Origin of the sequence: Amycolatopsis sp. CA-126428 (genome assembly GCF_002904335.1) — a bacterium.
Lineage (GTDB): Bacteria > Actinomycetota > Actinomycetes > Mycobacteriales > Pseudonocardiaceae > Amycolatopsis.
In genome coordinates this window covers 86186-97781 of the sequence record NZ_PPHF01000142.1, presented here as the reverse complement: position 1 = coordinate 97781, position 11596 = coordinate 86186, and the positions used below count along the sequence as shown (strand labels likewise).

The 11596-nt window shown below is 72.9% G+C and carries 14 protein-coding genes; 5 read left to right on the top strand and 9 right to left on the bottom strand.

Annotated features, from left to right (window positions below):
• Together C2L58_RS51590 and C2L58_RS35885 are read left to right on the top strand one after the other, a co-directional pair.
• Positions 1-72: hypothetical protein (locus C2L58_RS51590; RefSeq protein WP_369903980.1), on the top strand; the 72-nt coding region annotated here is incomplete at its 5' end.
• A gap of 345 nt (positions 73-417) precedes the next feature.
• Positions 418-771, top strand: coding sequence for a VOC family protein (locus tag C2L58_RS35885; protein ID WP_103342092.1), 354 nt, complete (start codon positions 418-420; stop codon positions 769-771).
• Here C2L58_RS35885 and C2L58_RS35880 read toward each other — a convergent pair.
• From C2L58_RS35880 to C2L58_RS35855, 6 genes are read right to left on the bottom strand one after another with little or no spacing between them, the layout of a single operon-like run.
• Positions 768-1769: a proline racemase family protein gene (locus C2L58_RS35880; protein ID WP_103342091.1), complete on the bottom strand. Its 1002-nt coding sequence runs from the start codon at positions 1767-1769 to the stop codon at positions 768-770. The genes C2L58_RS35885 and C2L58_RS35880 overlap by 4 nt on opposite strands.
• A complete protein-coding gene (locus tag C2L58_RS35875) occupies positions 1770-2681 on the bottom strand; it encodes a dihydrodipicolinate synthase family protein (protein ID WP_103342090.1) in 912 nt (303 codons plus the stop codon).
• Positions 2678-3961, bottom strand: a complete 1284-nt coding sequence (locus C2L58_RS35870) for an FAD/NAD(P)-dependent oxidoreductase (protein WP_103342089.1) — start codon at positions 3959-3961, stop codon at positions 2678-2680. The genes C2L58_RS35875 and C2L58_RS35870 overlap by 4 nt, the downstream gene beginning before the upstream one ends.
• Positions 3958-4224 carry a (2Fe-2S)-binding protein gene (locus tag C2L58_RS35865; protein ID WP_103342088.1) on the bottom strand — a complete coding sequence of 89 codons (267 nt, stop codon included), beginning with the start codon at positions 4222-4224 and terminating at the stop codon, positions 3958-3960. Before C2L58_RS35865 ends, C2L58_RS35870 begins: the two co-directional genes overlap by 4 nt.
• A complete protein-coding gene (locus C2L58_RS35860) occupies positions 4221-5387 on the bottom strand; it encodes an NAD(P)/FAD-dependent oxidoreductase (protein ID WP_103342087.1) in 1167 nt (388 codons plus the stop codon). Before C2L58_RS35860 ends, C2L58_RS35865 begins: the two co-directional genes overlap by 4 nt.
• Positions 5388-5438: 51 nt before the next feature.
• Positions 5439-6053: a helix-turn-helix domain-containing protein gene (locus C2L58_RS35855; protein WP_103342086.1), complete on the bottom strand. Its 615-nt coding sequence runs from the start codon at positions 6051-6053 to the stop codon at positions 5439-5441.
• A 74-nt stretch (positions 6054-6127) separates the two neighbouring features.
• Between C2L58_RS35855 and C2L58_RS35850 the strand changes: the two genes are divergently transcribed.
• On the top strand, positions 6128-7117 hold the full coding sequence (locus tag C2L58_RS35850; RefSeq protein WP_103342085.1) for a methyltransferase: 990 nt from the start codon (positions 6128-6130) through the stop codon (positions 7115-7117).
• 74 nt (positions 7118-7191) lie between these two features.
• On the opposite strand, the gene C2L58_RS35845 is transcribed toward C2L58_RS35850, so the two are convergent.
• Together C2L58_RS35845 and C2L58_RS35840 are read right to left on the bottom strand one after the other, a co-directional pair.
• Positions 7192-7491 (bottom strand): DUF1540 domain-containing protein, encoded by a 300-nt coding sequence (locus C2L58_RS35845; RefSeq protein WP_103342084.1) that lies wholly within the window; start codon positions 7489-7491, stop codon positions 7192-7194.
• Positions 7492-7605: 114 nt separating this feature from the next.
• Positions 7606-9621 carry a phosphocholine-specific phospholipase C gene (locus tag C2L58_RS35840; RefSeq protein WP_103342083.1) on the bottom strand — a complete coding sequence of 672 codons (2016 nt, stop codon included), beginning with the start codon at positions 9619-9621 and terminating at the stop codon, positions 7606-7608.
• Positions 9622-9798: 177 nt separating this feature from the next.
• On the opposite strand from C2L58_RS35840, the gene C2L58_RS35835 reads away from it, so the two are divergent.
• Both C2L58_RS35835 and C2L58_RS35830 read left to right on the top strand, forming a co-directional pair.
• Positions 9799-10335, top strand: coding sequence for a MarR family winged helix-turn-helix transcriptional regulator (locus tag C2L58_RS35835; RefSeq protein ID WP_103342082.1), 537 nt, complete (start codon positions 9799-9801; stop codon positions 10333-10335).
• Positions 10332-10700 (top strand): hypothetical protein, encoded by a 369-nt coding sequence (locus C2L58_RS35830; RefSeq protein ID WP_103342081.1) that lies wholly within the window; start codon positions 10332-10334, stop codon positions 10698-10700. The genes C2L58_RS35835 and C2L58_RS35830 overlap by 4 nt, the downstream gene beginning before the upstream one ends.
• 10 nt (positions 10701-10710) lie before the next feature.
• Here C2L58_RS35830 and C2L58_RS35825 read toward each other — a convergent pair whose 3' ends face one another.
• Positions 10711-11595 (bottom strand): hypothetical protein, encoded by an 885-nt coding sequence (locus tag C2L58_RS35825; RefSeq protein WP_103342080.1) that lies wholly within the window; start codon positions 11593-11595, stop codon positions 10711-10713.
• Position 11596: the final 1 nt, after the last annotated feature.

Here is an 11596-nt window from a genome sequence, read left to right as displayed (position 1 = left end):
GCCTACCACTCCGCCGCCGTCCTCGTCCCCGACGCCCTCGGCACCCTCGACGACGTCCAGGTCGGTCGCTGAATTACGGGAATGGTCACGGTGACCTCGGGCGCTGCCGAGGCGATCGACGACGACGGCGCCGATCGACGGCACCCCGCGTCACCGGAAGCGTTTCGGCCACGAACGTCACCGTGAAACGTCGGCGAAACGGCCACAGCGCCAGTTTTCCGCGGGCGTCCGGCTGCACGGAACCGGCACCGGCACGACGGCGGCCTGCGCCACCGGCTGACCTCGGCGCACGCGTGGTCCCGCGTCGGCCGAGGCCCGGCCGGCGCAGCGCCGGACGATCACAGCCGCCGCCCGGAGTGGACGGCACCGTCCGCGTGTCACCGCTCCCGGCGGCGGCCGGGCTGGCAGGATCGCGGCATGGAACGTGTGCTCGGAATCGGCGGGTACTTCATCCGCGCGGCGGACCCCGCAGCCCTCGGCGCCTGGTACCGCGACTGCCTCGGTCTCGACACCGACGAAAACGGCGTCTGGCAGCAGGAGCCCGGCCCGACCGTCTTCGCGCCGTTCGAGGCCGGGACCGACTACTTCGGCTCCGAAACCCAGCAGACCATGCTCAACTTCCGGGTCCGCGACCTCGACGCCATGCTCGAACAGCTCCGCGCCCGCGGCGCCGACGTGGCCGACGACGTCCAGGACATGGCCGGCGTCGGGCGGTTCGGCTGGGTCACCGACCCCGAAGGCCACCGGATCGAACTCTGGCAGCCCGTCTAGAGCACGAACCCCGTCGGGAACGGGTCGTCCGGGTCGAGCAGGTAGGTCGCGGTGCCGGTGATCCAGGCCCGGCCGGAGAACTCCGGGACCACCGCCGGCACGCCACCCACCGTCGTCTCGGCCACCAGCTCGCCCGTGAACGTCGTGCCGATGAACGATGCGTTCTCGAACGGCGTGTGCAGCGGCAGTTCGCCGCGGGCGTGCAGCTGGGCCATCCGGGCGGACGTGCCGGTGCCGCACGGCGACCGGTCGAACCAGCCCGGGTGGATCGCCATCGCGTTCCGCGACGCCCGCGCGTCCGAGCCCGGGGCGAGGAACTGGACGTGCTTGCACCCGCCGATGAGCGGGTCCTCCGGGTGCTTCGGCGGCCGCTGCTCGTTGATCGCGTCCATGATCGCCAGCCCGGCCGCGAGAATGCGGTCCTTCTCGGCCCGGTCGAACGGGATGCCCACCGAGGACAGGTCCAGGATGGCGTAGAAGTTGCCGCCGTAGGCCAGGTCGTAGCGGACCCGGCCCAGGCCGGGCACGGACACTTCGGCGTCGCGCTCGGCGAGGAACGAAGCGACGTTGCGCAGCTTGACCCGGGAAGCGCGCCCGTCGCGAACGGTGACCTCGGCGTGCACCAGCCCGGCCGGCGTGTCCAGGCGGACCACCGTCGTCGGCTCGGTCACCTCGACCATGCCCGTCTCCACCAGCACCGTCGCCACGCCGATCGTGCCGTGCCCGCACATCGGCAGGCAGCCGGACACCTCGATGTACACCACGCCCCAGTCCGCGTCCTCGCGGCAGGGCGGCTGCAGGATCGCGCCGCTCATCGCGGAGTGGCCGCGCGGCTCGTGCATCAGGAACTGCCGGAGGTGGTCCAGGTGCGCCATGAAGTACCGCCGCCGCTCGGCCATCGTGGCGCCGGGGATCGGCGCCACCCCGCCGGTCACCACCCGGGTCGGCATGCCCTCGGTGTGCGAGTCGACCGCCGTGATCGCGCGCGAAGACCGCATCTACGCCACCCCCAGCGCCGCGAGCGCGCGGCCCATGTCGGCGCGGACCTGCTCGCGGTGGACGTCCGAGAGCGGTCCCCGCGGCGGACGGCACGGTCCGCCGCGACGGCCCACCATGTCCATCCCGAGCTTGATGGCCTGGACGAATTCGGTGCGGGAGTCCCAGCGGAACGCGGCCACGAGCGGCTCGTAAAGCGCCCTGGCCTCCTCGAGCTTGCCCGCCGTGGCCAGCTCGAACAGGCGCGCCGATTCGGCCGGGAACACGTTGGGGAACCCGGCGAACCACCCGGACGCGCCCATCAGCAGGCTTTCCAGGACGACGTCGTCGGCGCCGCCGATCACCGCCAGCCCCGGCGCCCGCTCGCGGATCTCCAGCACGCGGCGGACGTCGCCGGAGAACTCCTTGACGGCCACGACGTTGTCGATCTGCGCGAGCTCGGCCAGCAGGTCCGGCGTGAGGTCGACCTTGGTGTCGAACGGGTTGTTGTAGACCATCACCGGCAGGCCCACCGACGCGACGGCCTCGAAGTGGGTGAGCACCTCGCCGCGGTTGGCGCGGTAGAGCGTCGGCGGCAGGCACAGCACGCCGTGCGCGCCGTCCTCGGCCGCTGCCTCCGCCCAGTACCGCGCCTGGTGCGCGCCGGGGCCGTGGACGCCGACGACGACGATCCCGTCCGTCCCGACGGCTTCGATCGCGGTGCGGGCGACGCGGCGGCGTTCGTCGTCGGTGAGCGAGGAGTACTCGCCGAGGGAGCCGTTCGGCCCGACACCGCGGCAGCCGTTTTCGACGAGCCACCGGCAGTGTTCGGCGTAGGCGTCGTAGTCGACGGCCAGCCCGGCCGGTGCCGTGTCGTCGGCCCGGTAGGGCAGCGCGGCGGCGACGACCACGCCCCCGAGGTCGCGGGTCTTCATGGGGTCTCCTTCGGATCGGCGAGCTCGCCCAGGCGGATCGGCTGGGCGATCGGACGGTGGTGCCGCTCGGTGCTCCCACACAGTTCGGCGACGGCCGCGCCGCACATCCGCCCCTGGCACGGGCCGAGCCCGGCGCGGGTGCCGAGCTTGAGCGCGTGCGGACCCGGGGTGGCCGGGTCCGCGGCGGCGCTGCGCAGATCGCCGTAGGTGGTTTCTTCGCAGCGGCAGACGACGGTGTCCTCGCGCAGCCACCCGGGCCACGCCGCACCGATCGGGTGGGCGGCGGCCAAGCGGCGGGCGAAGGCGCGGGAGCGGTCACGGCGCTTGATCAGCGCACGGCCCGGCGTCCTCCCGGCGGCGGCCCACCCGGCGACCGCTCCTTCCGCCGCGGCGGCGACCGCACCGCCGATGCCGGTGAGCTCCCCGGCGGCGAACACCCCGGCGACGCTGGTGCGCTGGTCGTCGCCGACCCGGACGAAGCCGCCGTCGAGGGCGCAGCCGGCCGCGACGGCCAGTTCGGGTTGCCCCGCGAACCCGTGCCCGACGCAGAGGGCGTCGACCTCGTGGGTGCGCTCGGTGCCGGGGACGACCGACCAGTCCGCGCGGACCCGCGCGGTGACGGCTTCGCGGACCCGGTCGCCGCCGCGGGCTTCGATCACCGCCTCGCCCATGCGGTACGGGACGCGGTGCCGGGCCAGCGTGGCGGCGTAACGAACCAGTTCGTTCATCTTGCCGATGTGCGCCGCCGCGCGCCAGGACCATCCCTTGAGGACGGTCTTCGCCGGGTTCGCTTCCAGGACAGCGAGTATTCCGGCGCCGACGTCCAAAAGGGACTCGGCGACCGGCAGCAGGAACGGCCCGGCCCCGGCGACGAGCACCCGCCGCCCGACGGCGACCCCCTCCCCCTTGGCCAGCGCCTGCGCGGCGCCCGCGGTGAAGACGCCGGGCAACTGCCAGCCGGGGAACGGCAGGACGCGGTCGTGCGCGCCGGTGGCCAGGACCAGCGCGTCGGGTTCGAGGGTGTGGCGTCGCCGGCTCGTCCCGTCGGCCGGGCCGCGCAGGACGTGGACCCGCTGGCCTTCCAGGGCCCAGACCGTGCTTTCCGGCCACCACGTGCACCGGCTCAGGAGCGCATCGAACCGGTGTGCCGCTCCCCGGTGGTACTGGCCGCCCGGGGCGTCCGCCTGGTCCAGGACGGTGACGTCGGCCCCGGCGGCGAGCGCGTGCTCGGCCGCCGCGAGCCCGGCGGGCCCGGCGCCGACGATGACGACGTGCCTCACGCGCCCTCCTCCCGCGACTGGGTCCGGACCTCGTCGCCGTCGGCGGCGCGGCGGCGGCAGGCGCGGACGTCGGCGACGCCGTTGACGGTGAGCAGGCAGTCGAAGCAGGCCCCGATCCCGCAGAAGACCCCGCGCGGCGCGCCGGACCGCGTGGTGCGCCAGGACAGCCGCCCGGCGGCGAGGAGGACGCCGGCGACGGTCTGCCCGGCGGCCCCGGTCACGGTCTCGCCGTCGACGGTGATCGTGATCGGCCGCTCGCTCACGCCAGCACCGCCGGCCGGTCCACAGTGAACTCGTCCACCGGCATCGACGGGGTCGCGCCGGTCAGCAGATCGCGCAGCAACCGGGCCGTCCCGACGCTCAAGCCGATCCCGGCCCCTTCGTGTCCGGTGGCGTGCCACAGGTTGCCGAGCCTCGGGTCCTCGCCCAGCACCGGCAGGTGGTCGTCGACGTACGGCCGGAAACCGCCGTACGCGCGCATCACCGCGGCGTCGGCCAGTGCCGGGAACAGCCGGACCGCCTTGGCCGCGATCGCGCCCAGCACGTGCGGCCGGATCGTGTCGTCGAAGCCCACCCGGCGGCGGGACGAGCCGATCAGCACCGTGCCGCCCCGCGTCGACTCGACCACCGCCGACGTCTGCAGTTCGCCGCTGTCCGTGCCGACCGCGCCGACGTAGTCCGCGTCGTAGACCTTGTGCCGCACCACGCCCGGCATCGGCGTGGTCACCAGGACCTCGCCGCGCCGGGGCCGGACCGCGATCGGCGCCGCCAGCCGGGCCGAGCAGGCACCCGCCCACGGGCCCGCCGCGTTCACCACGACGTCGGCCTCGACGACTTCGCCCGCCACCTGCACTCCGGTGATCCGGCCGCCTTCCGTCCGGGCGCCGGTGACCTCGGCTTCGGTCCGCAGCCGGGCGCCGTGGCGCAACGCCGAACCGAGCAGGGCGAGCGCGGCGGCGGCCGGCTGCACCTGGGCGTCGTCGGAGTAGCGGACGGCGGCGGTCAGCTCCCGGGTCAGCGCGGGCTCGGCCGCCGCGACGTCCGCCGCGTCGAGCCGCTCGGTGCGGACCCCGGCCGCGGCCTGGGCCTCGGCGAACGCGAGGAGCGCGCCGGCACCGGCCTCGGTGGTGGCCACGACGATGCCGCCCTTCGGGTCGAACTCCGTCGCGGCCGCCGCGCGCGGGTCTTCGTCGGCGATTTCCGCCAGCACCCGCGGCCACAACCGGGACGACAGCCGCGCGAGCGCGAGTTCGGCGCCCGGGCCCTTGTCGGAGACCAGCAGATTGCCTTCGCCGTGCGAAGTGGTGCCGCCCGCGGGCCGGCCGCGGTCGAGGACCAGGACGTCGAACCCGGCCAGGGCGAGTTCGCGAGCACACGCCGTGCCGATGATGCCGGCGCCGATCACCACCACCCGCGTTCGGTTCATCGACCCTCCAGCGTTCGATATAGCGAACGATAGTTGCCGATCGAGACGGGGTCAATCCGGCAGGACGGGGTGCGCCCGGCCGTCGAGCCGTTCGTCCGCGCGGTACTGGAGCAGTAGCACCGACTGCACGGGACCGTCCGGCGCGGTGTAGCTGTGCGGCTCGCGGGCGTCGAACGCGACGTAGTCGCCGGGCCCGAGGTCCACGGTCCGGCCGCCGACCTCGACCCGGAGCCGGCCGGTCTGCACGACGGTGTGCTCGACGCCGACGTGCCCCTGCGAGCGCTGCGGCGCGTCGCCGCGGACGACCTGGTCGTAGACCTCGAAGACGCTGTTGTCGCCCTCGATCCGGCGCAGCGGCCGCAGGTCGACGCCCTCGCCGCGGAGCACCTCGACCTCGGCGGCCCGCACGACGGTCAGCCCGCCGCGCGGCCGGTGGTCGAGCAGGTCGGAGATCGCCACTTCCAGCACCCGGGAGAGGCTGAAGACGGTCTCGATGGTCGGGTTGCCGGTCCCGCCCTCGAGCTGGGACAGCGTGGCCTTGCCGATGCCGGACCGCCGGGACAGCTCGGACAGCGAAAGGCCGCGCGCCGCCCGCGCCGCGCGGAGGTTGACCGCCAGCATGTCGCGGATCGACGGACCGCCGTCGTCGTTCGGTAAAGCGTCCATCAGCGGGCGCCTTTCGTTCGGTTTGCCGATCGGGCCAGGCGTCATGATGCCACGTCGTCGCTAGTCTCGACCGGGTGCAGCAATCGATCCTCGCGATGGCCGAGCTGGCCACGCCCATGGCGATCCGGGTAGCGGCGACCCTCGGCCTCGCGGACCACGCGGACGGGACGGCCGCCGAGCTGGCTTCGGCCACGCGCACGTCTCCCCCGGCGCTGGCCCGCTTGCTGGACCACCTCGTCACGGCCGGGGTCTTCGCCTTCGACGCGGAGTCCGGCCGCTACCGGCCCACGGAACTGGGTGCGCAGCTGCGTTCGGACGACGCCCGGTGGCTGCTCGACATCCGCTCCGCGGGCGGGCGCGCGGAGCTCGCCTTCGCGGACCTGCTGGAGACGGTGACCACCGGCACGCCCGCCTACGAACACCGGTACGGCCGCGATTTCTGGACCGACATCGACGCCGAACCGCGGCTGCGGCGCTCGTTCGACGCCCAGATGAACTGGCGGTTCCAGGTGCAGGCGCCGCAGATCGCCGCGCGTTTCGACTGGGGACGGTTCCCGCGGATCGTCGACGTGGGCGGCGGGGACGGCCTCGTGCTCGCGGAGATCCTGCGCGCCCACCCGGCGGTGCGCGGGGAGGTGGTGGACCTGCCGCCCTCGGCGACCGCGGCGGCGGACCGGTTCGCGGCGGACGGGCTCGCCGACCGGGCGCAAGCGGTGCCCGGCAGCTTCTTCGACCCGCTGCCGGAGGGAGCGGACGCGTACGTGCTGTCGGACATCCTCCACGACTGGGACGACGACCACGCCCGCACCATCCTGACCACCTGCCGCCGCGCGGCCGGGAAAGACGGCACGGTGGTGGTGATCGAGCCGCTCCGCGACGGCGCGTCCACGGCGATCAACCTGTTCATGCTGATGTGCTTCGGCGGCCGCGAGCGGACGGTGGCCGAGCTGACGGAACTGGCCGAAAGCTGCGGCTTGGTCCTACGCGGGACGACAAAGGTATCCGACGGCCGCACGGCCCTCGAGTTCGGCGCCGCCCCGAAACCCCCGCACGCCCGGTCGTGAGTGGTAAGGCGGGTTCTAACCCGCCTTACCACTCACGACCGCGGCGGCAGAGCGCTCGCCGGGACCGGCCGGCTCTACCTCGTCGTGTACGTCAGGCAGTTCGCCGCGTGGGCGCTGTCGCCCGGGCCGACTCGGATGCTGTCCGCCGTGCACTCCAGCGACGAGTTGTGCCGGCAGTCCGTCCGGGAACACGCGCCGACCTGGGCGACTACCCGGTCCAAGCCGCCCTTCGTGTTCAGTGGGACGAAGGTTCCGCAGTCCGCCGATCCGTTGCCGCCGCCGACCGTGATGGCGAAGGCGTGGCAGCCGTCGTGGTTGTAGGAACAGCCGCTGACCGTGCACTCGTGCACGGCCGGCATTTCGGTGGTGGTCATCCGCACTCCTGGTTCCGTGGTGGGAAAACAGTCGGTTACCCGACGCTCCCACCACGAACCAGGCCTCGCAAACGGACGCCACCACGGCCGGGTGACGAAGACCCCCGATAGGGCCTAGTTCGTGAGCGTGTTCGGGTCGCTCGTGCTCGGCCGCCCGTTCTCGACGTGCCCCGCCAGGCGGCGCAGGAACCGCGGATCGCGGTCCGAGGTGATCGAGACGTCGTACCAGTTGCCGCTGCGCCGCGTGTCCACCACCTCGACCACCCGCGCGCCCGGCCGCAGGACCCGCGACGTCGAGCGGCGGCCGTACGCGTCGGTCAGCGTGAGCCGCACCGGGGTCGGACCGCTGTTGGTCAGGACCAGCGCCAGGTTCCCGCTGCGCCCCTCCGGGCGCGCGCTCACCTCGGGTCCCGCCGAGCCGCCGCGGAACTGCCGGACGAAGCCGTTCGGCCCGTGGACGGTGTAGTCGTAGCCCCCGGAGACGGGCAGCGCGGCGGCGAGCGAGCACCCCGCGCCCGCGGTGTAGGTCCGCGGCTCACCCCCCGGCGAGGTGACGTAGAACGTCGCGCCCGCCCGGCCCTGGTTGACGAACGACAGGTTCACCGCCGCCCCGGCCTGGGCATCCACCGCCAGGTCGTACGGCAGCGCCCGCGCCGGCCGCAGCCCCGGCTCCTGCTTCGGCAGCACCGTTTTCGCCGGGACGGCGGGCACGTAGTCCGGGTGCCGCTCGCGGTCCGGCGGGAGGTAGCCCGCGGTGTCCGGCAGGGCGGGCACCCGCGCGTCGGTCCGCGCGAAGTCGAACGCCGAGGTCAGGTCGCCGCACACCGACCGGCGCCACGCCGAGATGTTCGGCTCGTGCACGCCGAAGCGCCGTTCCATGAACCGGATGATCGACGTGTGGTCGAACGTCTCCGAGCACACGTAGCCGCCCTTGCTCCAGGGCGACACCACGAGCATCGGCACGCGCTGGCCGAGCCCGTACGGCCCGGCCGGGTTCGAAGCCGAACCGGCGAAGATCTCGCCGGCCGTGTCCACAGTGGACTGTCCGGCGGTCGCGTACGGCGGGACGACGTGGTCGAAGAAGCCGTCGTTTTCGTCGTAGGTGATGAACAGCGCGGTCTTGCTCCACACGTCCGGGTTCGCCGTGAGCGCGTCGAGGACCTGCGCGATGTACCAGGCGCCGTAGTTCACCGGCCAGTTCGGGTGCTCGCAGAACGCCTCGGGCGCGGTGATCCACGAAACCTGCGGCAGCGTCCCGGCCTTGACGTCCGCGCGCAGCCGGTCGAAGTAGCCCTCCCCCGCCTTGGCGTTCGTGCCGGTGCGGGCCTTTTCGTACAGGGCGTCGCCGGGCTTGGCGTTGCGGTAGGAGTCGAAGTACAGCAGCGAGTTGTCGCCGTAGTTGCCGCGGTAGGCGTCATCGATCCAGCCCCAGCCGCCGGCGGCGTCGAGGCCGTCCCCGATGTCCTGGTAGATCTTCCACGACACGCCGGCCTGCTCGAGGCGCTCGGGGTAGGTCGTCCAGGAGTAGCCCTTTTCGTCGTTGCCGAGGACCGGTCCGCCGCCCTTGCCGTCGTTGCCCGTGTACCCGGTCCACATGTAGTAGCGGTTCGGGTCGGTCGAGCCCATGAACGAGCAGTGGTAGGCGTCGCAGATGGTGAACGAGTCGGCGAGGGCGTAGTGGAACGGGATGTCCTCACGCGTCAGGTACGCCATCGTGGTCGAGCCCTTCGCGGGCACCCACTTGTCGTAGCGACCCCCGTCCCACGCCGCGTGCGTGTCCTTCCAGCCGTGCGGGAGGTCCTGGATGAACTGCAGGCCCAGGTTGTCCGCTTCGGGGCGGAAGGGCAGGATGTCGCGCTTGCCGTCCGACTGCGCCCAGACGGACTTCCCGTTGACCAGGGTCACCGGCCGCGGGTCGCCGAAGCCGCGGACCCCGCGCAGCGAGCCGAAGTAGTGGTCGAACGACCGGTTCTCCTGCATCAGCACCACGACGTGCTCGACGTCCCGCAGCGTCCCGGTGCGGTGGTGCGCGGGGATCTCCGCGGCGCGGGCGATGCTGGTGGACAGCGCGGAAAGGGCGGCGGTACCGCCGGCCAGCTGCAGAAAACGTCGTCGGTTGACGTCCGTCATGGGGACTCCGGGGGTGTCGTGGTGGCGAGCCGGGTCAGTATGGGCGGCGAAGAGCGAACCTGTCCCGGGAGCGAGGCTAACGCCGGGCGAAACCCTGGTTAACGCCCGCGAGCGGACAGGCCCCGGACAGAGATGTTGACAAAGATACGGAAGCACGTACTAATGTAGTGCTTCACTATGAATGACGTAATCGACTTCCCCCGGGACGAGGACGACCGGCTCTACTCCCCCGACGCCCGCAGCGCACTGGCCGGGTTCACCCTCGGTGAAGACACCGGCGCGCTCGAAGCCGCGGCCGCCGTCCGCACCGCCGCGCGGAGCCTCGAGGCGCTGCGCTCGCAGGGCACCGACAGCCGCGGCCTCAGCCCCGGCGCCCTCGACATCCTGATCCGGCTCGGCACCGGCGAAGCGAACATCAAGGACCTCGCCGCCTCCGCCGGGGTGAGCTCCCGGAACGTGACCGGCCTGGTCGACACCCTGGAACGCGCCGGGCTCGCCGAGCGCGTACCCGACCCGCGCGACCGGCGGTCGGTGCTCGTCCGGATCACCGCGGACGGCCGGACGTGGCTGGCGGAGTTCCGGCGGCCGTCGCAGCTGGCCATGGCCGCGCTCTTCCGGGGGTTCACCGCCGCCGAAACGGCCCAGCTGCGGCACCTGTGCCTGCGGCTGGCCGAAAACCAGCACCACCTCGCCCGCCACCTGGAGGACCGATGACCGCACAGACCAGAGAAACCGTCCAGGCCTACCACCGCGCCCGCTTCGCCGGCGACGTGACCGCCGCGGCCGCGCAGCTGGCCGGCACGTTCACCTTCTCGAGCCCGCTGATCGCCTCCGCCGACGCCCGCGGCCACCTCGACGGGCTGGCGGGGTTCGTCGGGATCGTCACCGGGGTCGACCTGATCAGCGAGCTCTACGGCGAGACGGAGGCCACGCTCGTCTACGACGTGCACACCGCCACCCCGGTCGGCACCCAGCACACGGCCGAGCACTTCCGGCTGCGCGACGGGAAGATCGAGGCCATCACCCTGATCTTCGACGCGACGCGCTGGCACCCGCTGATGGCGGCCGTGCGGCGGTGAGCCGCCGGGATCAGGGCCGGCGGTTCTGGAACTGGAACTGGACCCGCACCGAGCCGTCCAGCGGGACGATGATCGTCGAGTTGCTCGCCGACCACTGGTCCGGCACGAGGAACATCCGGTCCTTGCCGTGGATCAGCAACCGCAGGTGCCGGTACCGGTAGTGGAAGGTCTGCCCGTCGGAGAGGGGCAGCTTCGTTTCCTGGACGCCCGGGCTGCGCAGGAACAGGCTCTCCTTCGTGTCGAGGATGACGCTGGGCAGCTTGTCCAGGCGGCTCGCCTCGTACATCGCGAGCCCGCGGCCGGACCACTGCGCCACGGTGGCCGTCATCCAGAACACGCTGACGGCGATCACCAGGTAGACGAGGACGACGAAACTCCGGTGGAGCGAGCTCGCGGGCGGCGCGTCTCCCGGAGTTCGCGGTGGCAGCCGGATGGCCGTGCCGTACTGGTAGAGGACGCCCCCCACCGCGATCAGCAGCGGGGTCACCAGCCCGTACAGCGGCCAGTCCCGCAGGAAGACGTAGCCCACCAGCAGCAGCAACCCGCCGATCAGCGCGCTCAGGCCGGCCGCCTGCACGCCACGGCCCAGCCGGCGCATCCGCGCCGTGGTCCGGATCCGCTGCCGGACCAGGGCGTGGACCGCGACCGCGCCCAGGCCGGCCGCGGTGAACACGAGCAGCGGGGTGAGCAGGGGCTGCGGGCTGCGCATGACGTAGTCCTGCGTGCCGAGCCCGATCGTGTCGACGTCGACACCGAAGTATTCGTACTTCGCCCGGGCGGAGACGTAGCCGAAGTAGAACAGCAGCGCGCTGAGCAACGTCAACGGCGGGATCACCGATTTGCCCGCGTCGACGAGCCGCTCGATCCGGCCGGGTGCCGTGCGTTCCCCGGCCACC